The following is a 21,769-nucleotide window of genomic DNA, read 5'->3' on the forward strand; positions in this document are numbered from 1 at the left end:
CGCTATAAGGCGTCGCCACCAAGCAGCGGGCATCAGGCTCCGCGCGCATGTTCCTGGATAAGGTCATAGGCGCGCCTGTACCATTTGCTGCCCGGATAATTGGCGCCGAGTACCGCCGCCGCCTTCTTGGCTTCTGCGGGAATGCCGAGGGCCAGATAGCTTTCGGTAAGACGCATCAGGGCTTCTGGCGTATGCGTCGTGGTCTGATATTTGTCGATCACCGTACGGAACCGGATCGTGGCCGCCAGCCATTGGGCGCGGCGTTCATAGAAGCGGCCGATCTCCATTTCCTTGCCCGCAAGATGATCGTTCACCAGATCGACCTTCAGCCGCGCATCGGCGGCATAGCGGCTGGTGGGATAACGGCGGATGAGTTCGCCAAGGGCGCCCAGCGCCTGCTCGGTGATCTTCTGGTCGCGGGTGACGTCGGCGATCTGCTCATAATAGCAAAGGCCGATCAGATAATAAGCGTAGGGCGCGTCCTTGTTGCCTGGGTGGATGGACAGGAAGCGCTGAGCCGACTGGATCGACTGCGTATAGTCCCGGCCCATATAATAGCTGAACGCGCTCATAAGCTGCGCCCGCCGTGCCCAGGGCGAATAGGGATGCTGCCGCTCCACTTCATCGAACAGGGCGGCGGCCATTTTGAATTGCCCCCTGTCCAGCCGGTATTTGGCCGCATTGTAAAGGGTGCTGACGTCGCGGGCGACATAGTTGGTGTCGGCCTTGTTCTTGCTGGTGGCGCATCCGGCGAGAAGGGCGAGGGTCAGACCGGCGACGAGCGGCTTAACGAGAGTCTTGTGCATGGGGACGGGTCATAGCCCACCGTTTCGCCCCCGCCAAGCAATTGTGTAAGCACCGCGAAACAGGGTGCCTCCATGATGTTGGGGAGCCCGGACCTGCCGGAAATACAAATGCGGGACAGTCCTCCTCTTTGGATGAACCGCCCCGCACTCGTGCGACCCGAAAGCTCTTGCCGGCAATAATGCGCCGGGTGTGGTAGTCCCCTGCTATGCAGTGAAACGCCCTCTTCCGGTCATCTTGGGCCCCATTCAGATGGCGCCTCAGACGATTGAGAGCCTGTCTAGCGTGAACTATGTTTCATGTACATGTAACGTAATTGGGTGATGCAGCTAATCCAGCGTGATCATGCCCTTGCTGATCCCGGCAAGCGCTGCCGACACGCGATCGCAGACATTCAGCTTGTGATATATCCTGCGCAAATGGGTATCCACCGTGTTGGCGCTTACGCCCAGAATTTCGGCAATAACGCTATTGCTCTTGCCACGCGCAACCCATCTTAGCACCTCCTTTTCCCTTTTTGAGAGCGGGACGGATGACGTCTCCTCCGGCGGCACTAATTCGCAAGAGCGCTGATGCAAATATTGGCAGACCACGCGATATTCGGCGAGTTGGACGGCAGGAAGGTCCAGCCCACCGTCAGGGCGCGCAAAGGCAACATAGCCGTTCCTGTTTCCATATCCGAACACCGGAACGATCAGGCCGTCCAGGGGAACGCCATGACGTTCGATTTCCGCCTTGAAGGCCTTTTCCTCGGGCGAAAGGTTGCGCCTTTCCTCTATATCCCGCCAGCGGAAGGGCGCTGGCAGAAAAGCCGCCATGGACCGGACCGGATCCGCCTCCCACAGGCCCGCTTCATATCGTTCCAGCCAATCGTCGGGAAAAGTTGGCAGCACGCCCCATATTCGGCCGGGAGCAACGCTTCCGGCAGCGAATTGCACATAGGTAATCAGAAAAATACCATGCGCCTTCATGTGCCGAACGAAGGCATCCCATAGGTCGGCCGCGCTCGCGGCGATTGTAGCGTCCTTCAGGAACTGCTCCATTCAGCAATCCATCCTCTCCTCGCGTGTAGACATATTGCAGCAGTATAGCATGGGGCTCTGCGATTTGAATCAAACCTGGCCACGACGTAACGTCCAATTTGTATCGGGGCGGCACAAAAAAGGGGCTCCGGAGAGCCCCTTTTCCGTGCTGCAGGCGTCGCCCGCTCAATCCTCCTGGGTGATGAAGCTGGGCAGTCCGGCGTCGCCGCCATCATCGCCCTTGCCGCCTCTTTCACCCCGGTCACGACGAGGCCCGCGGCTACGGTCGCCACGTCCACCTTCGCGTCCGCCGCGATCACCGCGAGGACCACGATCGCCCCGCTCCCCGCGCTCGCGCGGTTCGCGAGCCGGACGGGTGTCCTCCAGCTCTTCGCCCGTTTCCTGGTCGACGACGCGCATCGACAGGCGGACCTTGCCGCGATTGTCGATCTCGAGCACCTTGACCTTGACCTCCTGCCCTTCGGACAGGACATCGGCCACCTTCTCGACGCGCTCGTTCCTGATCTCGGAAACGTGGACGAGGCCGTCCTTGCCGCCCATGAAATTCACGAAGGCGCCGAAGTCGACGAGGTTCACGACCTTGCCATTATAGATCTTGCCGACTTCCGGCTCCTCGACAATGCCAAGGATCCATGCTTTTGCGGCTTCGATCTGCTTCAGGTCGGACGAGCTGATCTTGATGACGCCGTCATCGTCGATATCGACCTTGGCGCCGGTCTCCGCGACGATCTCGCGAATGACCTTGCCGCCGGTGCCGATGACGTCGCGGATCTTCGACTTGTCGATCTGCATCGTCTCGATCCGGGGCGCATGGGCCGACAGTTCGGTGCGGACCTCGCCCAGAGCCTTGGCCATTTCGCCCAGGATGTGCGCACGGCCATCCTTCGCCTGCGCCAGCGCCTGGCGCATGATGCCTTCAGTGATGCCGGCCACCTTGATGTCCATCTGAAGGCTGGTGATGCCCTCGCTGGTGCCGGCCACCTTGAAGTCCATGTCGCCAAGGTGATCCTCATCGCCCAGGATATCCGAAAGGACGGTGAACTCATCGCCTTCCAGGATAAGGCCCATGGCGATGCCCGACACCGGACGCTTCAGCGGAACGCCCGCGTCCATCATGGACAGGCAGCCTCCGCAGACCGTCGCCATCGACGACGAGCCATTGGATTCGGTGATGTCGGACAGCACGCGAATGGTGTAGGGGAACTCGTCATGCGTCGGCAGCACAGGGTGCAGCGCGCGCCATGCAAGCTTGCCATGCCCCACCTCGCGGCGGCCGGGAGCGCCGAAACGTCCAACTTCGCCAACCGAATAGGGCGGGAAGTTGTAATGCAGCATGAAGCGCTCATAGGAGAGCCCCGTCAAACCATCGATCATCTGCTCGGCGTCCTTGGTGCCGAGCGTGGTGGTGCAGATCGCCTGCGTCTCGCCACGAGTGAAAAGCGCCGAACCATGGGTGCGCGGCAGGAAGCCGACCATGGATTCGATCGGCCGGATCTGCGTCGTCGACCGGCCGTCGATGCGCTGACCCTCCTTCAGGATGGCGTGGCGCACGATTTCGGACTCAAGCTTCTTCATGAGCTTGATCGCGACCATCTGCGTCTGCGGATCCTGGTCGGCGAAAGCGGCCTTGGCCTTTTCGCGGGCCGCGTTCAGCGCTTCCGAACGGGCCGACTTGCTGGTCAGCTTATAGGCTGCCGCAATATCCGCACCGATCAAATCCTTGAGCTTCGCCTTCATATCGGCGGCGTCATCCTGAACCGACAGTTCCCAAGGTTCCTTCGCGGCCTTTTCGGCGAGCTTGATGATCGCGTCGATGACCTTCCGGGATTCGGCGTGAGCGAACATGACGGCGCCCAGCATGACCTCTTCCGAAAGCTCCTTGGCTTCGGATTCGACCATCATCACCGCATTTTGTGTACCGGCAACGACCAGGTCGAGTTCGCCAGTGGCCACCTCGTCCAGCGACGGATTGAGCTGATATTCGCCATCCTTGTAACCAACGCGGGCGGCGCCGATCGGGCCCATGAAGGGAACGCCCGAAAGGGTGAGCGCAGCGGAAGCCGCAACCATGGCAACAATGTCGGGCTCGGTTTCACCATCGAAGGAAAGAACCTGCGCGATGACATTGATTTCGTTATAGAAACCTTCCGGGAACAGCGGACGAACCGGACGGTCGATCAGGCGGGAAACCAGCGTTTCCTTTTCCGTCGCGCCCCGTTCGCGCTTGAAGAAGCCGCCCGGAATGCGTCCGGCGGCCGAGAATTTTTCCTGATAGTGAACGGTAAGGGGGAAGAAGTCCTGCCCTTCCTTCACCGACTTGGCAGCGGTAACTGCGCACAGCACCACGGTTTCGCCATAGGTGGCCAGCACAGCGCCGTCCGCCTGACGGGCAATACGACCCGTTTCGAGTGTAAGGGTTTTTCCGCCCCACTCGATTTCTACTTTCTTTACATCAAACATGGATTTTCCTTCCTACCGCCTGCCCTATGCAGACGGTGGCCTATGATTGGACCTTCTGGTCCTTTGCGGGGAGAAGCTCCCCTTTTCCGTTCGGGCTGAGCCGGTCGAGGCGACAAGCTCGGGACGAACGGTCATTGGGGACATTCCCCAATCGCGCCGACGTGCCGGATTGCCCGACAGCGCGTCCATTCAAAAAGAAACGGCCCCGTGCAGGGGCCGTCCCGTTACTTGCGAAGACCCAGCTTCGCGATCAGTTCTGCGTAGCGGCTCTCGTCCTTCTTGCGAAGATAGTCGAGAAGGCTGCGGCGCTTGTTCACCAGCATCAGCAGGCCACGGCGGCTATGATTGTCCTTGTGGTGATCCTTGAAATGCCCGGTCAGGTTGTTGATCCGTTCAGTGAGGATCGCAACCTGCACTTCGGGCGAACCGGTGTCGCCATTGGCGCGGGCATGTTCGTTGATCAGTTCCTGCTTGCGCTCTGCGGTAATCGACATCGTCTTCCTTTCAAAATTAGAGGTTGAACCCGCGAACGACCCGGACGTTTCCGTCCGAAACCTCCACCAGCGCGACCGGATTCTCGCCCAGCCTTGCACAATGAAGTCCGTCATTAGCGGCTATCCCGCCCAAGACCTGACCCTGACGGATCAGCCTTGCCTGGTCGGGGGAGAGATCAAGAGCCGGGATGTCGTCCAGCCCTGCCTCAAGCGGCAAGATTATGTCTTCAAGGGAGCGGCCTTTAGAGCATTCCCGCATTTTGTCCAGTGAAATCGCCTGATTGAGCGCAAAGGGCCCTGCCTTGGTGCGGCGCAGCATCGTCACATGGCCGACCGTGCCAAGCGCAAGCGCAATGTCGCGGGCAAGCGAGCGGATATAGGTACCCTTTGACACATGGGCGGTAAGCGTGACCTCTCCCACTCCGTCGTCCCTACGAAGGCAGGGATCCAGCTTTTCTTCATCCGGCGTCCAAGCAGCGGGGTCCCTGCCTCCGCAGGGACGACCACCAAGGGTAAGGCTATGAACAACCACCGCCCGCACCTTCATCTCGACCTCTGCCCCCGCCCGCGCAAGGTCATAGGCACGCTGCCCATCCACCTTGATGGCCGAAAAGGCAGGGGGGACTTGCTCGATTGGGCCGGTAAAGCGCTGCAGCACCGCTTCCACCTCGCCGATCGAAGGCCGATGAGCGGACGTCGCCATCACCACGCCCTCCGCGTCCAGCGTATCGGTCTGCTCGCCAAATCGGATGGTGAATTCATAAATTTTCGACGCGTCGAGCATGCGGCCGCACAATTTGGTCGCTTCGCCCAGCGCAATCGGAAGGACGCCCGTCGCCAGCGGATCAAGCGTGCCGCCATGGCCGACCTTCACCTTGCCAAAACCGCCATCCCGCAGCGCACGTTTCACCGCTGCGACAGCCTGCGTCGATCCAAGCGCCAGCGGCTTGTCCAATATGATCCACCCGTTCACGGGCGGGGTCAGTAGCCCGAACGGCCCGGCTTGTCAGCGTTTTGTTTTGCCCGCTTCGCCTTCGCCGGAGGCGCGCCGCTCTTCACCATCGTCTGAATGGGGCAAGGCCGGCCGCGAACGATGACCGTCCCGAAATGATCAAGCGTGTCCAGACCCTGCGTTTTGAAACCGATCGTCTCGACATAGGGTAAATCGGTGCAGGAGGACATCAGCTTGGCATGATACCATTGCCCATGCACATCCTGGATATAGAGATCGCGGGTGCCGATGGCACGCCAATCACGGATCGAACCTGAATTTACGAAGGGTATCGATGCTTCCTGGGCGGGTGGCTGCGGCGGCGGAGCGCCTCGGCTTTCACCTGCGAATATGGCTGCGGCAACAACGATGCCGGCGGCTATCGCTTCCTTGTAGGACATCTTCCGGCTCCTGTCCTTTGCAGAGCCCCTGTCGAAAATGAATGTGGGAACGGACAGCGGCGGATCAATGGCCGCTACACTTTGTTACAATTTTGGCCGGCTGCTGGAGTGAGGCGGGACATAAGCTTCCTCCCCGGCACGGGGAGGAACTTCATGTCAGCAAAGACCCAGAACAAACCCCAATACTATTCCCCACTCCCAAGGTCCCGCGCCACCTTCGGATCGCGCAGCAACCGGTCGATATGTCCGCCCTCCTCGAAGCTCTCATCGATCAGGAATTTGAGCTTCGCAGCATATTTCATCTTCACCCGTCGCGCGACTTCGCGCTGAAGATAGGCGGTATTGGTCCGCAGTGCCTTCAGCACCGCCTCCTCATCGGTCCCGAGCAGCGGCTTCACAAAGGCAGTGGCGTGGCGAAGATCGGGCGACATGCGCACCTCGGTGACAGAGACCATGTGCTTTGCCAGCACATCATCATGCACTTCGCCGCGCATCAGGATTTCGGAAAGGACGTGGCGCACCTGTTCGCCCACGCGCAGCACGCGGACGGAGGGGCCATCGATGGATTTGGCTGGAGACATATTCTCCCTCTCCCCTTCAGGGGAGAGGGTCGGGGAGAGGGGCAGTATTCCTAGTCCCGCTCTTCCCCATCCCCCTCTCCCTAACCCTCTCCCCTGAAGGAGAGAGGGGATTTTGCTCAAAGCGTCCGCGCGCGTTCCTCGACTTCGAACGTCTCCAGATAATCGCCCGGCTTGATGTCGGTGTGTCCCAGGAAGGTCACGCCGCATTCAAGACCCGCGCGCACCTCGGCCACATCGTCCTTGAACCGCCGCAGCGATGCGATTTCGCCATTGTAGATGATGACGTCGTCGCGGGTGATGCGGGCCTTGAGCGCCTTGCGGATGAAGCCTTCGGTGACGAGCAGACCCGCCGCCTTGCCATGCTTGCCAGCCGAAAACACTTCCTTGACCTCGGCGCGGCCGACCACGGTTTCGATGCGTTCGGGCGCCAGTTCGCCCGCCATCTCGCCCTTGATCTCCTCAAGCAGGTCATAGATGACGTCGAAATATTTCAAGCGAACCTTGTCCCGCTCGGCGAGAGTCCGGGCCTTCGCATTGGGCCGCACATTAAAGCCGATCAGCGGCGCATTCGACGCAGCCGCCAGCGTGACGTCGGACTCCGTGATCGCGCCCACGCCGCTATGCAGCACGCGCACCTTGATCTCGTCGGTCGACGCCTTGGTCAATGAACTGACGATCGCTTCCACCGAACCCTGCACGTCGCCCTTCACGACGATGGGATATTCGATGACCTTGTCGTTCAATGCCGAGAACATATGCTCGAAGCTCGTCGGGGCAGCCGTCGTCCGCTTGCGGTTGATCTGCTCCTGGCGATAGGCCGCAACCTCACGGGCGCGCGCTTCATTCTCGACGACGGTCAGCGTGTCGCCGGCCTGGGGAACGCCGGACAGGCCAAGCACCTCGACGGGCACCGAAGGCCCTGCGTCCTTCACATTCTTGCCTTTGTCGTCGATCATCGCGCGGACCTTGCCGCTCTCCGCGCCGACGACGAAGATGTCGCCGACATTGAGCTTGCCGCGCCTCACCAGGATCGTCGCCACAGGACCACGGCCCTTGTCGAGCTTTGCCTCGATGACCGTACCTTCGGCGGCACGGTCGGGATTGGCCTTCAGCTCCATGATCTCGGCCTGCAGCATGATCTTTTCGATAAGGTCATCAAGGCCGATCTTCTTGAGCGCGGACACCTCCACGTCCTGAACCTCGCCGCCCATATCCTCGACGATGATCTCATGCTCCAGCAGGCGCTCGCGCACCTTCTGGGGATTGGCATTGTCCTTGTCGACCTTGTTGATCGCCACGATCATCGGCACGCCTGCAGCCTTGGTATGATTGATGGCCTCGATCGTCTGGGGCATCAGCCCGTCATCGGCCGCCACCACCAGAACCACGATGTCGGTGACATTCGCGCCGCGCGCACGCATTTCGGTAAAGGCCTCATGGCCCGGCGTATCAAGGAAGGTGATGACATGGCCATCCTTGGTCTTCACCTGATAGGCACCAATATGCTGCGTGATGCCGCCTGCTTCGCCAGCCACCACGTCCGTGCCGCGCAGCGCGTCGAGCAGAGAGGTCTTGCCATGGTCCACATGGCCCATGATGGTGACGACGGGAGGACGGTCCTTCAGCGACTCTGCGGCGTCGACGTCGGTCGCCGTGTCGATATCGACGTCGGATTCGGACACACGCTGGATGCGGTGGCCGAATTCCTCCACCAGCAGCTCGGCCGTATCCTGGTCGATCGTCTGATTGACGGTCACCATGGTGCCCATCTTGAACAGGGCCTTCACCAGATCGGCGCCCTTTTCCGCCATTCGGTTGGCGAGTTCCTGCACCGTGATCGCCTCGGGCACCACCACGTCGCGGACCTGCTTCGCCTGGGGCTCGCGCATGCCGCCCATCATGTGGCGCTTTTCCTTTTCGCGGGCGCGCTTCAGCGCCGCAAGGGAACGTGCGCGAGCACCGCCGTCGCCATCATTGAGCGCGCGGTTGACCGTCAGCTTGCCTGACTGGCGGCGATCATGATCACCCTTCGTGCGGGCGGGCTTTGGTTCGGGCCGCTTGATCGGGGCCACAGGAGTGAATTTCCGCGGCGGCGGCGGACGGTCGCCCGCCTCTTCGGCCTTGGCCGCAGCCTCCGGCTCCGCCTTTTCGGGCGCCGCCTGCTGAGGAGCCGGTTCCTCGACCTTCTCGACCGGAGCCGCGGCCTTTGCGGTCTGTGCCTCGGCCGCCTTGCGCGCAGCTTCTTCCTCGGCAAGGCGCTTTTCCTCGGCCTTGCGGCGTTCTTCCTCGCTGGCCTGCTGCTTGGCGGCTTCCTCGCGGCGGCGGGCTTCCTCAAGCGCCGTCATGCGGGCTTCTTCCGCCTCGCGCAGCAGCTTCGCCTGCAGCTCCTGGCGGGTCATAAGGCTGTCGGGCGCCGAAGGACGCGGGGGCGGAGGCGCTGGCCGCGGCGCGGGAGCAGGAGCCTGCTGCACGGGCGCAGGAGCAGGTGCGGGCGCCGCTTCAGCTTCGCCAGGCTTGCCGATGAGACGGCGACGCTTCACCTCGACCACAACCGTATTCTTGCGGCCATGGCTGAAGCTCTGCTGCACCTGTCCCGCCTCGACCGTCCGCTTCAGGCCCAAAGGCTTGCGGCCCAGTTTCGGCTTGTCCGTATCGCTTTCACTCATCGACTAAACCAGTTCCTTCGATCAATATTTCTTGGCACGGAGCAAATCCCCGCGCCCATTTCTTCGCTCACTCAATCCACTGCAATATCGGGCGCCGCCTGAGTCACAGGCACTGCGATTTGCGTCCCGTTAGCGCATCCCAGGAAGACTTGCCAGCGGCCAAGTATTTCGCCGACGCGATCCGCCGCCTTTTTGTCGGTGATGGCGATGTGGACTACATTCTCCCGGCCCAATGCCATAGATAGGGGCGCGCGGTCCACAGGCAAGACTATGCCGGAATGGTCGGTTCCTTCCAGGCCTTCTCCGACACGCCAGGCCTGGTCGAGTTTCCGTTTGCCGTCCGCACCCGCGTCCGCGGCATGGAGCAGCATGCGGACTTGCCCCCGCCGGGCGGCTACGTCGATCTTTTCCGATCCTGTCAGTACCATGCTCGCCCGCGCCTCAAGCCCCAGCCGGTCGAGCGCCGCCTGCTGCAGGGCGTCCTCAATCCGGCCGGCAAGATCGGACGGAATGGCAAAATCGGACGTCTTGAAGGCGCGCGCCAACGCACCCTTCAGCTTGCCCTTTTCAAGCGCCTTCTGAAATGCCGCCCGGTCAACGCCGATCCAGGCGCCCCTGCCGGGCGCACGTGCGCGAACGTCGGGCGCGACCTGCCCGTCAGGCCCGAGCGCCAGCCGGATCAGCCCTTCCCGGGCTTCGCGTTCGCCTGAAAGGATGCAGCGGCGAGTGTTCATGAGCCCCTCCGTTTCACGGGAGGAGTTTGGGGGTGCGGGCCATTGCTGCCAAGCCATGGCTGGCAAAGCCGATAAGTGGGCGTTACAAGCCCCACCCCAACCCCTCCCCTGAAGGAGAGGGGCTTTGCAGCGCTTACCTCAACGCCTGCCGACTCATTGGGAAGTATCCGCAACCGCGTCCTCCCCATTGCCTTCATCGTCGAACCAGTGAGCGCGAGCGGCCATGATGACCTCGTTCCCCTGTTCCTCGGAAAGGCCATATTCGGCCAGGATTCCACCCTTGTCCTCGCTGCCCTCCTTGCCGCGGCGGCGGTTGTCGGCCCGCTTCTTGGCGATCAGCTCGTCAGTGGCAAGGTCCGCCAGGTCATCAAGCGTCTTGATCCCTGCCTTGCCCAGCGTGACCAGCATCGCTTCGGTAAGATGGGGTATTTCGGCCAGGGCATCCTCGACGCCCAGCCCGCGGCGCTCTTCACGAGCGGCAGCCTCGCGGCGTTCCAGCGCCTCGAGCGCGCGGCTCTGAAGCTCTTCCGCCAGTTCCTCGTCAAAGCCCTCAATGGAGGCCAGTTCCTCGGGGCCGACATAGGCAACTTCTTCAAGCTCGGAGAAACCTTCGGCCACCAGCAACTGCGAAAGGGTCTCGTCCACGTCCAGTTCGTTCTGGAACATTTCGGACCGTTCGACGAATTCCTTCTGCCGCTTCTCGCTGGCATCGGCCTCGGTCATGATGTCGATGGCCTTGCCGGTGAGCTGGCTCGCAAGACGGACATTCTGCCCACGGCGGCCGATGGCGAGCGAAAGCTGATCGTCGGGCACCACCACTTCGATGCGGCCTTCATCCTCGTCGATAACGACGCGGCTGACGGTCGCGGGCTGCAGTGCGTTCACGACAAAGGTTGCCGTATCCTCGCTCCAGGGAATGATGTCGATCTTCTCGCCCTGCATTTCCTGAACGACGGCCTGAACGCGGCTGCCCTTCATGCCGACGCAGGCACCGACCGGATCGATGCTGCTGTCATGGCTGATGACGCCTATCTTGGCGCGGCTGCCCGGATCGCGCGCTGCCGCCTTGATCTCGATGATGCCGTCATAGATTTCGGGCACCTCCTGCGCGAACAGCTTCTTCATGAACTCGGGATGGGCGCGAGACAGGAAGATCTGCGGCCCGCGGTTCTCCCGGCGGACATTGAGGATGATGGAGCGCACCCGGTCGCCGACGCGCACGACCTCGCGGGGAATCTGCTGGTCGCGGCGGATGACGCCTTCGGCGCGGCCGAGGTTCACGACGATATGGCCGAACTCAACGCTTTTCACCACGCCAGTGATGATCTCGCCGACCCGGTCCTTGAACTCCTCATGTTGCCGCTCACGCTCGGCATCGCGAACCTTTTGGAAGATCACCTGCTTTGCCGACTGGGCGTCGATACGGCCCAGGTCGATGGGGGGCAGCGGATCGACGATGAAGTCGCCGACCTTCGCGCCCGCCTGAAGCTTTTGCGCGGCCTTCACATCGACCTGCTTGAAATAATCCTCCACCCGCTCAACGACTTCCACGACGCGCCACAACCGAAGGTCGCCGCTGTCGGGGTCCAGCTTGGCGCGGATGTCGTTCTCGGCGCCATAGCGGGCGCGGGCGGCGCGCTGAATGGCGTCCTCCATCGCCTCGATGACGATCGCCTTGTCGATCATCTTTTCCGACGCGACGCTGTTGGCGATGGCGAGCAGCTCGGCCTTGTTGGCGGAAATGGCGGTGGCCATGGCTGTAGTCCTTATCCTTCCGTTTGAATGTCGTCCGCGCCTTCCGTGGAAAGCGGCATTGTAGCATTTATGAGCGCATCGGTCAGCACGAGCTTGGCGCTATGGATATTGGCAAAATCCAACACCACCCGGCCAAGCTTCGGATCATCCAGCAGCACCGCCGGACCTTCGGTCCCGGCGAGCTTCGCCTTGAACTGCTTGCGCCCTTCGACGGATTCGGTGACATTCACCCGTGCCTCATGCCCAGCCCAGTCGGCAAAGTCGGGCAGCCGGGTCAACGGCCGGTCGATGCCGGGCGAACTCACCTCCAACCGGTATGCCTCCTCTATGGGGTCGGTTTCATCCAGGCGGTCCGACAGGCGCCGCGACAGGGCCGCGCAATCGTCGATGGTAAGCTGCCGCGTATCCGGCCGCTCGGCCATCACCTGGAGCGTCAGGTCATCTCCGCCGAACAGCTTCACCCGCACGAGCGCGAATCCCAGGGCCTTAACCTCCGGTTCGATCAGCTCGGTCAACGCGGCGATATCCGCCATTCCTGCTCCAGTTCAACACATGCGCCTTTTCCGCCGGCCCCTTCCGGCGCCAGCCCCAACATGTTTGACGATGTCGAGAGATGTTGTGGCCTATAGCCTTAACTTCAACATACCGCAAGTCTTGTGCAGCACCATGATGGGCGAAGCTTGCAACAAAGTGGGGGCTTTTCGATTATTGCAAAAAAACGGCAGCCGAAACTCAACACCGGCCATTTGCAAACATCTGGAATCATGATCGCATGCCAAAATCTCCCCTCCTGCTTACCCTTCCCCTGATCCTCCTCGCCTGCAGCAACGGCGCGGAGGAAAGAAGGAGCACAAGCAACCCGCAGCACCCCTTTGCGATGGAAAGCTTCGGGACGTTTGACGAACCCTGGGCGATGAGCTTCTTGCCCGACGGGCGGCTGCTGGTCACGGAAAAGAGGGGGGCGCTGAAGATCTTCTCGCCCTCCAGCGGCGCCACCGTCGACGTTGCTGGCGTTCCAGAAGTGGTGGATCAGGGGCAAGGGGGCTTTGGGGACGTGGTCCTTGGCCCCGGCTATGTTAGCGACAGGACGATTTATCTCAGTTGGGTGGAAGCGGGAGACAATGGCACTTCAGGCGCGGTCGTGGCGCGGGCGAAGCTGATGGAGGCTCAAGGGAAAGCCCGGCTGGACGGCCTTCAGGTCGTCTGGCGGCAGAGACCCAAAGTCCAAGGCGACGGCCATTTCTCGCAGCGCATCGTCTTTTCGCCCGACGGCCAATATATGTTCATCGGGTCAGGCGAACGGCAGCAATTCACCCCCGCGCAGGACATGAAGGCCAATCTAGGCAAGATCGTCCGCCTGCGGCCCGACGGCTCGGTGCCACCGGACAATCCCTTTGCCGCAAGGGGCGGCGTTACGGCACAGATATGGTCCCTTGGGCACCGCAACATATTGGGTCTTGCCTTCGACGCGGATGGCCGCTTGTGGGAACAGGAAATGGGGCCCAGAGGCGGGGACGAGGTCAACCTTGTCAAAAAGGGCGCCAATTACGGCTATCCCATTGTCTCCAATGGAGATCATTATAGCGGCAAGCCCATACCCGATCACCCGGCCCGCCCGGAATTTGAAGCACCGAAGGTCTGGTGGAATCCCGCCATCTCTCCGGCCGGCCTGATGATTTATTCGGGCAACCTCTTTCCGCAATGGAAAGGATCGCTCTTTCTCGGCGCGCTATCCGGCGAGGCGCTTGTCCGTGTGGCGCTGGATGGCGAGAAGGCCCGCAAGGCCGATCAATGGCAAATGGACAACCGGATCAGGGAAGTCGAACAAGGCCCCGACGGAGCCATTTGGCTGCTCGAAGACGGCTCCGGCGGCCGGTTGCTGAAACTGACGCCGGGAGAGTGAGGTTACCGCCTTCACAACCCCCTCAACAACGCCTTCGCCCGGCCACTCTGCGAAAACTCCTCCGTTCCCGCCGCAATCAGCAGCGCTCTTCGCGCCTGGCCTTTCATCCCCGCACGGGCATAAACTTGGCCCAGATGCAGGTTCAGCAAGGGATGCTGCGGCGAGATCGCCACTGCCTTTTCAAGCAGGTCGATGCTGGCGCGGCTCGGCCCCTCCATCTTGAAGCGCACCCAGCCATAGACGTCGCTTGTGACGGGGCTCGACGGCTGCAGGGCATAGGCCCGCCGCGCGAGCGACAGGGCCATGGCCTTCTGCCCTTTTTCCAGTCTGGCCCAGGCAAGAGTGGCCAGCAGCAACGGATCCTCGTTGCCGATCCGGCGCCGCAGCGCTTCGAGCAGCGTGATGGCTTCGTCCCAATTTCCGGCCTCCAGATGCGCCGAAGCCGCAATCCGGTTGGCGTCTATGCTGAGCGGGTTCTGGCTGAGATAGAGGTTGAGCACCTCCGTCGCCCCCTGCGTCTTGCCCGCACGCTGATAGGCATCGACCAGACGCAGGGCGGTGGGCTCATCGAAAACCAGATTGGCGGCTTTTCGATAGGCTCCGATCGCCTCATCATATTTTCCCGCAGCGGACAAGGCGTCGCCCTGGAGCAAATAGGCAGCCGGGACATTTGCGTTGGTTTCCGCGAGCTTCGCGGCGCTGGCAATGGCGGTCTCTGCCTCTCCAGCCTCCAGCAGCGCACGAATATAAGGGATGACGGCAGGCCCGGAACCGGGCGCCCTCATTGCTTCTCCCGCCCTCAGTACCGGGTTGCCAGCCCCGGCAAAGACCTTTGCATCGCCCCTGACAGGAAGCGCCGCCCGATCGAGCAGTTCCACCGCCAGCGCCTTATCGCCCAGCGCCTCATTAACCCTGGCGGCAAGCGTCAGGCTGTAGCTGTCGGCGTCGCCCCGTTCGATCAGGGGCTGCATTGTCTGGGCCGCGGCGACATAGGCTCCGGCGCGATATTGGGCAGCCCCCAGCAATTGCCGCGCGGTCATATTGAACGGCTGGCGTTCGATCAGCCGCTCGAAGCGCTGAGCCGCCAGCATATGATTGCCATTCTCGAATTGCAGCACGCCGGACAGCAGCATGACGGCGGGAATATCATCGAGCGCCCCTTGCGTCCGCTGCAACAGCTTGCGCGCAAGGGCATAATTCCCCGCCCGCGCCGCCATCGCCGCCTGCATATAATAGGCCCTTGGATTGCCGGGCTCCAGCGACAGCGCCTTGCGGGTCAGCGCCAGCATCCGCTTCGCCCGCCCAAGCTCAGCCACCGTGGCCGCATATTCGAGCAGAACCGGCACATTATTGGGATCGAGCGCGAGCGCCTTGCGGAACCAGGGAATGGCAGCGCGCAGTCCATATTGGTCCCGCACCAGCGTGCCTCTCAGCAGGATCGCATCGGCATTGCGGGGATTGAACCGCGCCGCCTTGTCAGCGGCCACAAGCGCGCCGCCCCTGTCGCCCAGCGCCAGACGGAAACGCGCAAAGTCGGCCCAGCCCCGGCTTCCCCCCGGCGCCAGCTTCAGCATCCGCCCGAATGCCTCACCCGCCAGGTCCATTTCACCCAAGGCCTGATAAGCGCGCCCCTTCACGCGCTCGGTCTCTGCCCGGTAACGCGGATCGGCATCGCCAGCCTGGGCTTCGTGCAAGGCCTCTTCGGCCCGCCCCTGCAGCAGCAGCGCCTGCGCCATCAGATGCCGGGTGAGCGGCATCGCCACGCCCAATTCCCGGGCGCGCCCGATCTCCGCCCCCGCCGTCAGTCCGTCGCCCAGCGCCAGCGCCGCCTGAGCCTGCATCAGCCTGGCGCTGCCCCATTGCGGATCGGCCTTCACCGCATTCAAAAAATCGATCCGCGCCGTCCGCGCATCGCCCCTCCGAAGCGCCGCAGCACCCCTGTCATAGGCCGAACGCGCATCCTCCTTGCCGCCAGCCAGCAAGGCATAGGCCGGAAGGCTGAGCGAAAGGCACAGGAGAATGCCGGAAATCCAATATTTCGGGCGAAGGTTCATTGAATGAAAACGCCGCTTTGAACGCCTGCACGTGAACAAAACCCGTCATCCCCGCGAAGGCCGGGATCCATCTCCCGACCCACCCTTTTGAATTGAGGCAGGGAGGTGGATTCCCGCCGTCGCGGGAATGACGGAAACTGGCGAACGCCCTTCACCCCTGCATCTCATACTGCTTCAACAGGTCATACAGCGTTGGCCGGCTGATCCCCAGCATCTTGGCCGCGCCTGAAATATTGCCCTGCGTGCGTGCAATCGCCCGGCGGATGGCTTTGCGGTCCGCCATCTCCCGCACGGTCTTCAGATTGATAACGTCCGGCTCGTCCTTCCCCATGCCGTCAAGGTCAAGGTCGCCCGCCGTTACCAGCTTGCCCTCCGACATGATGACGGCGCGCTTCATCCGGTTCTCCAGCTCGCGCACATTACCGGGCCAGGCCCAGGCATCGATCGCCGCCAGCGCGTCGGGCGCAAGTCCCTTCACCTGCGGGTTCATGTCATTGGCAAAGCGCGTCAGGAAATGCCTGGCCAGCAGCACCGCGTCTCCCGGCCGCTCGGCCAATGCAGGAATGCGGATCACGATCTCCGCCAACCGGTAATAAAGGTCCTCGCGGAAACTGCCATTGGCGATCATCGCCTCCAGATTCTGGTGCGTTGCGCACACGACGCGCGTATCCACCGGTATGGGCCGCCGCCCGCCGACCCGCTCGATCACCCGCTCCTGCAGGAACCGCAGCAGCTTCACTTGCAGCGGCAGCGGTATGTCGCCCACCTCGTCCAGGAACAGCGTGCCGCCATTTGCCTGCTCGATCTTGCCTTCCGTCGTCTTCACCGCCCCGGTAAAGGCGCCCTTCTCATGACCGAACAGTTCCGATTCCAGCAGCGTTTCGGGAATCGCCGCGCAGTTGATCGCGATAAAGGCGCCATTCCTGCGGCTCGAGCTGTCATGCACGCCCCGCGCCAGCAGCTCCTTGCCGGTGCCGCTCGCGCCCAGCAGCATCACCGACACATCGGCATTGGCGACGCGCTCTATGGTTCGCGCCACCTTCAGCATTTCCGGGGCCCCCGTTATCATCCGCCCCAGCACACGATTATCGTCAGAGGCCGTCTCGGCAAGCCGGGCATTCTCCTTCTCCAGCGCGTGCACATGAAAGGCGCGTGATACGATGAGGCCCAGCTCATCTATGTCCACCGGCTTCTGGTAGAAATCATAGGCCCCGCCCGCGATTGCCCGCAGCGCGCTTTCCCGTGCCCCATGGCCCGTCGCGACAATGACCTTGGTGTCGGGTTTCAGCGCCAATATCTCGCCAAGCGTCGCGAAGCCCTCGCTGGTCCCATCAGGATCTGGCGGCAGGCCGAGGTCCAGCGTCACCACGTCCGGCTCCTCGGCGCGCAGCAGGTCGATGGCCTCGGCGCGGCTGCCCGCCCCCAGCACCTCATAATCCTCATAGGCCCAGCGAAGCTGCCGCTGCAGCCCCAGATCATCCTCGACGATCAGCAATTTGGGCAATGTCTTCTGACGGCTATCGCTCATCAGGCGACCCTTTCTTTCCTGTCGGTTTCAACTTCTGCGTCCTGCATCGCGACGGACAGGATCAGCGTAAAACGGCTGCCCTCCCCTTCGCGGCTTTCCACTTCGATCCGCCCGTTCATGGCGGCAGCAAGCGTCCGCGCTTCATAGGCGCCGATGCCAAAGCCCCCCTCCTTGCTGGAGGAAAATGGCTTGAAGAGCTGGGTGCGAATGAACTCCGCGCTCATCCCGCATCCCCGGTCAATGATCTCGATTTCAACATGCACGCCCCTTTGGCTGAGGCGCACGATCACCGGCTCATCCGCGGGGCTGGCATCAATGGCGTTCTGGACGAGATGGCCCAATATCTGCTCCAGCCGCACGGGGTCGGCAAAGGCGCAAGCCGTGACTTCTCCGGTTAAAATCACGGGATGCTGGCGGCACTTGGCCGTAGTCACCGCCTGCACGAGCGGCCGGAGCGCCACCGCCCTCGACTCCTCATGACGGGCCCGGTTATGCTGCGACAGGCGGGCCAGCATGTCGTTCATCTTGCCCACCGAATCCTGCAGTGTCGCGATCATGTCCGCCCGGAATTGGGGATTATCGGCATGACGCTGCGCATTGCGGGCGACAAGGCTAAGCTGGCTCACCAGATTCTTGATGTCATGCATGATGAAGGCGAAGCGGCGGTTGAACTCCTCGAACCGCTGCGCTTCCGACAGCGCCTCCTGCCCCTGTGCCTCGGAAATATAGCTCGCCACCTGCCGCCCCACGACGCGGAGCATGTCGAGGTCTTCCCAATCGAGGTGCCGGTCGACCAGCGGCCGGGCCAGCAGCACCGCGCCGGCCAGCCGTTCGAAATGGATAAGCGGCACCAGCGCCCAGGCCCGGCTTTCCGCGACCATCCAGGGCGGCAGGGACACATGCTCCTTGGAAACGCCCGTCCGCTCCTGATCGAGCTCGATGATCCAGCCGCTTTCCTCCAGCTCCGTCACCTGGGCAGCGCTCATGGCCAGGGCCGGCACTTCGGCATCCCGCCAGTTCCATCGCGCCTGCACGCTGAAACCCCCGCTCTCGCAGGGCAATAGCAACAGCCCCGCCGGAGACTCGGTGATGTCCGCGATCGCCTTCACCGCCCTTTCATAAAATGGAGCAGCGCCTTTCCCCGGACGGCCGATCGTATTGGTGAACCGCATCCATTCGTTGCGATAGTCATAGCGGTGCTGGAAGAAATGCTTGGCGATCTTCACCTTGAACCAGGCGCGAAACTGGCTGGAAGGCAATAGCACCAGTGCCGCCACGGACATGCCGAATACGAAGCTGATCTGCATCAGCCGCGCATATTCCCCGCCAAAGATCTGGGCCATGGTGACGATCAGCACCATGGAGATCAAATAGGCTCCAATTGCGACCAGCGAGAGCGACTGGAAAGTAATCGTGCGCGATAGCCGCAGCTTCCAGTCCGCATTGCGATGTGCGCCCAGCGCAAAGACCGGCGCAAGCAGGGCCATCGCGACACCGCGCATCGCGTAAAGCTCGCCCGCATCGCCCCGGGTCAGGTAGGAAAAGGTGTAGAGATTAAGGTCATAGGTCCACATGGCGGCCAGTGCCGCCAGCGGCAGCCTTATGCCCCATCGCGCTTCCGGCGCGGACATGAGGTAGAGGTTGTGGACAAGCACGAGCGAGCCCACGGCCGCCATCATGCGCAGCGCCTGTGACACGAAGAATATGCCCTGCAGCACCTGCGGGCTTGTCTCGGGCGCAACGATGCGCGTCAGGACCTCGATGGCCCATTGGACGGCGAGCACGCCGCCCAGCACGATATAGATTGCCGTTACGGCGGCCGAATGTTCGCTTTTCCGGCCTTCACCCCGGCGCAAAAGAATGAACATGAACAACAGCCAGCCCATGTTCCGCAACGTCTCGGCCATGGAGGTAAGCACGCTCACCAGGCCGGTCATTGATGCCGCTAGCGCCCAGAATACCGTCAGCACCAGCGCCATGACCATCAGATGCTGCTGCAAGGCCGGGTCCTTGCGGCGCGACTCCCAAATGGAAAGCGCGGCGAACAGCGCCGCCGCCACCGCATGGCCCCATTGTGCAAGGAAGGCGAGCAGCGGCCCCATGGTCAGCGCGCGCCCTCCGGCCACAGCACCACGCGCAGCGTCTGCAACAGGATCAGAAGGTCAAGGAAAGGCGTGTAATTCTTTGCGTAATATAGGTCATATTCCAGCTTGTGCCGGGCATCCTCGATCGATGCGCCATAGGGATAGTTGATCTGCGCCCAGCCAGTGATCCCCGGCTTCACCATATGCCGTTCGGCATAATAGGGCATGTGCTTTTCCAGATCCTCGACAAATTGCCTCCGCTCGGGGCGCGGACCCACAAAGCTCATCTCGCCTTTGAGGACGCTCCAGGCCTGCGGCAGCTCGTCGATGCGCAGCTTGCGAAGGATATGGCCAACGCGTGTGACGCGCGGATCATTCTCCGCCGCCCATATGGCTTTGCCGCCCGATTCGGCGTCCTGCCGCATCGAGCGGAGCTTGATGATCTCGAACTCCTCGCCGTAAAGACCAACGCGCTTCTGCCGGAAAAAGGCGGGCCCCTTGCTCTCCAGCTTCACCATGATCGCGGCGAGCAGGACGACCGGCGCGGTCAGCACCAGCAGCAGGAAGCTCGCAGCAATGTCGAACAGCCGCTTGGCGATGCTGGAAAGCCGCCGGCCAGCAGAAAAGCCGTCCGAAAAGATGAACCAACTGGGATTGACGCTGTCGAGATCGACCCGCCCCGTCTCCCGCTCCAGAAAGCTGGACAGGTCGTTGACGTGCACGCCGGTGGTCTTGATCCGTAACAGGTCGTTGAGGGGCAGCGCATTGCGCCGCTCCTCCAGAGCCAGCACCACTTCGCTCGCGCCGAGACGGACCACGAAATCCGCAAGATTATGAATCGCGCTGCGGTAGATCGCCTCTTGAATGACCTTCTCGCCGTCCTTCATCGCGATATAGCCGACGACCGAGAAACCGCTGCCGCGCCGCTCGGCCAGTTGCCTGATCCGGTCAGCCCGGCTGCCGGCGCCGAGGACAATCAGCCGGCGTTTGAACGCCTGGCCGCCGATCATCTGTCCAATGAGTATTCGCATGCCGATCAGCAGCAGAAAGGAAAAGACCATGGCGTAAAGCGAATTGGACCGCCAAAGCGTCATCCCCGGCTGCACAAAGGCCAGCACGGAGAGAAAAATAACGCCCAGCGAAATCGCCACGAGCAGCCGCGCCGTCGCAAAACGCAGCGATTGCAGCGCCTCTGTCCCATAGACGCCTACGGCAATCATTGCGGTCTGCAATGCCAGGGCGAAGCTCAGCAACGGCACATGGCGGCTCGCCATGGGCTCGACCTCCATGCCGATCTGCTGCGCCCGATACACCCAGCCGAGTTCCGCCGCACTGAGCAGCAGCAGAAAGTCCAGCACGCCGAGCAGCAGCACCGCATGTGCTATATAATGTTTGAACAATCGGATCATGCGCGAGCCGTTTCCAGCATTTCCCCCTTCACAACCCGAACGGCTTACAGAGAAAGTGTAAACAAATTCGACAACAGCCATTGTCGCCCATATTGACAAAGAATATCTGGACGGACCGGCATCCGCTTTTTGATGCGGCCACTCGCCATCGGTCCTATGAATGCAGAAGCGGGAGCGGCGCTCGAATCAGAGGAGACTGAACGATGCGCGTTATGGTTCTGGTCAAGGCGACAAAAGACAGCGAAGCGGGCACCATGCCTTCGGCCGAGCTGCTTGAGGCCATGGGAAAATTCAACGAGGAGCTGGCGGATGCCGGCATCATGATCCTCGGCGAGGGCCTGCATCCCTCCTCAAAGGGCAAGCGTGTAGCCTTTGACGGTCCCAATCGTACCGTCATCGACGGCCCTTTCTCGCAGACCAATGAGTTGGTCGCCGGCTTCTGGATCTGGCAGGTCAAAGACTTGGCAGAAGCCGTCGAATGGGCAAAACGCTGTCCCAATCCCATGCCGGGCCCAAGCGAACTCGAAATCCGTCCGATCTTTGAAGCCGAGGATTTTGGCGACCTCATGACACCGGACCTTTTGGCGCAGGAAGAGCGGATCAGGGACAAGACCGCGGGGAATTGAAGCAATTGCGCCAATGCCACTTTGGCGTGACTTTGCGTAAATATTTCCGCGTCGTCCCTGCCCTTCGACTGCCCGCAGGGCGGGCGCTCAGGTCAGGGACCCCGCTTCCCCGCCCCTGCTAAAGAAAAGCTGGATCCCTACCTGCGCAGGGATGACGGGCGGGGAATGGACTCTATGAAAGGTTCGCCTCCGGGGAAGCACTGCTCAGCGTGAACGGCTTCACCTTAACAATCCCA

The 21,769-nt window shown here is 62.0% G+C and carries 17 protein-coding genes; 2 read left to right on the top strand and 15 right to left on the bottom strand.

The window, feature by feature from the left end:
• Positions 1–32: 32 nt before the first annotated feature.
• The 11 genes from VJS46_RS12430 to rimP all read right to left on the bottom strand — a co-directional run bounded on the left by VJS46_RS12430 (position 33) and on the right by rimP (position 12,462).
• Positions 33–806 carry an outer membrane protein assembly factor BamD gene (locus tag VJS46_RS12430; RefSeq protein WP_324060374.1) on the bottom strand — a complete coding sequence of 258 codons (774 nt, stop codon included), beginning with the start codon at positions 804–806 and terminating at the stop codon, positions 33–35.
• A 327-nt stretch (positions 807–1,133) separates the two neighbouring features.
• On the bottom strand, positions 1,134–1,847 hold the full coding sequence (locus tag VJS46_RS12435; RefSeq protein ID WP_324060375.1) for a LuxR family transcriptional regulator: 714 nt from the start codon (positions 1,845–1,847) through the stop codon (positions 1,134–1,136).
• Positions 1,848–2,012: 165 nt separating this feature from the next.
• Positions 2,013–4,307, bottom strand: a complete 2,295-nt coding sequence (gene pnp, locus VJS46_RS12440) for a polyribonucleotide nucleotidyltransferase (protein ID WP_324060376.1) — start codon at positions 4,305–4,307, stop codon at positions 2,013–2,015.
• A 224-nt stretch (positions 4,308–4,531) separates the two neighbouring features.
• The gene (gene rpsO, locus VJS46_RS12445; protein ID WP_324060377.1) at positions 4,532–4,801 is read right to left on the bottom strand and encodes a 30S ribosomal protein S15; all 270 of its coding nucleotides are present in this window, start codon (positions 4,799–4,801) and stop codon (positions 4,532–4,534) included.
• A gap of 16 nt (positions 4,802–4,817) precedes the next feature.
• Positions 4,818–5,774: a tRNA pseudouridine(55) synthase TruB gene (gene truB / locus VJS46_RS12450; protein WP_324060378.1), complete on the bottom strand. Its 957-nt coding sequence runs from the start codon at positions 5,772–5,774 to the stop codon at positions 4,818–4,820.
• Positions 5,775–5,782: 8 nt separating this feature from the next.
• Positions 5,783–6,193, bottom strand: a complete 411-nt coding sequence (locus tag VJS46_RS12455) for a DUF6491 family protein (protein ID WP_324060379.1) — start codon at positions 6,191–6,193, stop codon at positions 5,783–5,785.
• A 185-nt stretch (positions 6,194–6,378) separates the two neighbouring features.
• The gene (rbfA, locus tag VJS46_RS12460) at positions 6,379–6,774 is read right to left on the bottom strand and encodes a 30S ribosome-binding factor RbfA (RefSeq protein WP_324060380.1); all 396 of its coding nucleotides are present in this window, start codon (positions 6,772–6,774) and stop codon (positions 6,379–6,381) included.
• A gap of 116 nt (positions 6,775–6,890) precedes the next feature.
• Entirely contained in the window at positions 6,891–9,440 is a 2,550-nt protein-coding gene (infB, locus tag VJS46_RS12465; RefSeq protein ID WP_324060381.1) for a translation initiation factor IF-2, read from the bottom strand.
• A gap of 71 nt (positions 9,441–9,511) precedes the next feature.
• Positions 9,512–10,174, bottom strand: coding sequence for a DUF448 domain-containing protein (locus VJS46_RS12470; protein WP_324060382.1), 663 nt, complete (start codon positions 10,172–10,174; stop codon positions 9,512–9,514).
• Between the two features lie 153 nt (positions 10,175–10,327).
• Entirely contained in the window at positions 10,328–11,929 is a 1,602-nt protein-coding gene (nusA, locus tag VJS46_RS12475; RefSeq protein WP_324060383.1) for a transcription termination factor NusA, read from the bottom strand.
• A gap of 11 nt (positions 11,930–11,940) precedes the next feature.
• Positions 11,941–12,462: a ribosome maturation protein RimP gene (gene rimP / locus VJS46_RS12480; protein WP_324060384.1), complete on the bottom strand. Its 522-nt coding sequence runs from the start codon at positions 12,460–12,462 to the stop codon at positions 11,941–11,943.
• A 239-nt stretch (positions 12,463–12,701) separates the two neighbouring features.
• Between rimP and VJS46_RS12485 the strand changes: the two genes are divergently transcribed.
• Positions 12,702–13,832, top strand: a complete 1,131-nt coding sequence (locus VJS46_RS12485) for a PQQ-dependent sugar dehydrogenase (RefSeq protein ID WP_324060385.1) — start codon at positions 12,702–12,704, stop codon at positions 13,830–13,832.
• 11 nt (positions 13,833–13,843) lie between these two features.
• On the opposite strand, the gene VJS46_RS12490 is transcribed toward VJS46_RS12485, so the two are convergent.
• The 4 genes from VJS46_RS12490 to VJS46_RS12505 form a co-directional block, all read right to left on the bottom strand.
• On the bottom strand, positions 13,844–15,886 hold the full coding sequence (locus tag VJS46_RS12490) for a tetratricopeptide repeat protein (protein WP_324060386.1): 2,043 nt from the start codon (positions 15,884–15,886) through the stop codon (positions 13,844–13,846).
• 151 nt (positions 15,887–16,037) lie between these two features.
• Positions 16,038–17,414 (bottom strand): PEP-CTERM-box response regulator transcription factor, encoded by a 1,377-nt coding sequence (gene prsR / locus VJS46_RS12495; RefSeq protein ID WP_324060387.1) that lies wholly within the window; start codon positions 17,412–17,414, stop codon positions 16,038–16,040.
• The gene (gene prsK / locus VJS46_RS12500; RefSeq protein ID WP_324060466.1) at positions 17,414–19,516 is read right to left on the bottom strand and encodes an XrtA/PEP-CTERM system histidine kinase PrsK; all 2,103 of its coding nucleotides are present in this window, start codon (positions 19,514–19,516) and stop codon (positions 17,414–17,416) included. The genes prsR and prsK overlap by 1 nt, the downstream gene beginning before the upstream one ends.
• A gap of 2 nt (positions 19,517–19,518) precedes the next feature.
• On the bottom strand, positions 19,519–20,907 hold the full coding sequence (locus tag VJS46_RS12505) for a TIGR03013 family XrtA/PEP-CTERM system glycosyltransferase (RefSeq protein WP_324060388.1): 1,389 nt from the start codon (positions 20,905–20,907) through the stop codon (positions 19,519–19,521).
• 203 nt (positions 20,908–21,110) lie between these two features.
• Between VJS46_RS12505 and VJS46_RS12510 the strand changes: the two genes are divergently transcribed.
• Complete coding sequence (locus VJS46_RS12510; RefSeq protein WP_324060389.1) at positions 21,111–21,533, top strand: YciI family protein; 423 nt, start codon at positions 21,111–21,113, stop codon at positions 21,531–21,533.
• Positions 21,534–21,769: the final 236 nt, after the last annotated feature.

This window comes from Rhizorhapis sp., assembly GCF_035276005.1.
Lineage (GTDB): Bacteria > Pseudomonadota > Alphaproteobacteria > Sphingomonadales > Sphingomonadaceae > Rhizorhapis.

Bases quoted from the DNA above. Each gene is read 5' to 3' on its own strand.
- VJS46_RS12485 (WP_324060385.1), top strand. From the start codon at position 12,702: ATGCCAAAATCTCCCCTCCTGCTTACCCTTCCCCTGATCCTCCTCGCC.
- prsR (WP_324060387.1), bottom strand. From the start codon at position 17,414: ATGAGCGATAGCCGTCAGAAGACATTGCCCAAATTGCTGATCGTCGAG.
- rpsO (WP_324060377.1), bottom strand. From the start codon at position 4,801: ATGTCGATTACCGCAGAGCGCAAGCAGGAACTGATCAACGAACATGCC.
- pnp (WP_324060376.1), bottom strand. From the start codon at position 4,307: ATGTTTGATGTAAAGAAAGTAGAAATCGAGTGGGGCGGAAAAACCCTT.
- VJS46_RS12510 (WP_324060389.1), top strand. From the start codon at position 21,111: ATGCGCGTTATGGTTCTGGTCAAGGCGACAAAAGACAGCGAAGCGGGC.
- VJS46_RS12490 (WP_324060386.1), bottom strand. From the start codon at position 15,886: ATGAACCTTCGCCCGAAATATTGGATTTCCGGCATTCTCCTGTGCCTT.
- infB (WP_324060381.1), bottom strand. From the start codon at position 9,440: ATGAGTGAAAGCGATACGGACAAGCCGAAACTGGGCCGCAAGCCTTTG.
- VJS46_RS12470 (WP_324060382.1), bottom strand. From the start codon at position 10,174: ATGAACACTCGCCGCTGCATCCTTTCAGGCGAACGCGAAGCCCGGGAA.
- VJS46_RS12435 (WP_324060375.1), bottom strand. From the start codon at position 1,847: ATGGAGCAGTTCCTGAAGGACGCTACAATCGCCGCGAGCGCGGCCGAC.
- VJS46_RS12505 (WP_324060388.1), bottom strand. From the start codon at position 20,907: ATGATCCGATTGTTCAAACATTATATAGCACATGCGGTGCTGCTGCTC.
- rbfA (WP_324060380.1), bottom strand. From the start codon at position 6,774: ATGTCTCCAGCCAAATCCATCGATGGCCCCTCCGTCCGCGTGCTGCGC.
- prsK (WP_324060466.1), bottom strand. From the start codon at position 19,516: ATGGGGCCGCTGCTCGCCTTCCTTGCACAATGGGGCCATGCGGTGGCG.
- VJS46_RS12455 (WP_324060379.1), bottom strand. From the start codon at position 6,193: ATGTCCTACAAGGAAGCGATAGCCGCCGGCATCGTTGTTGCCGCAGCC.
- VJS46_RS12430 (WP_324060374.1), bottom strand. From the start codon at position 806: ATGCACAAGACTCTCGTTAAGCCGCTCGTCGCCGGTCTGACCCTCGCC.
- nusA (WP_324060383.1), bottom strand. From the start codon at position 11,929: ATGGCCACCGCCATTTCCGCCAACAAGGCCGAGCTGCTCGCCATCGCC.
- rimP (WP_324060384.1), bottom strand. From the start codon at position 12,462: ATGGCGGATATCGCCGCGTTGACCGAGCTGATCGAACCGGAGGTTAAG.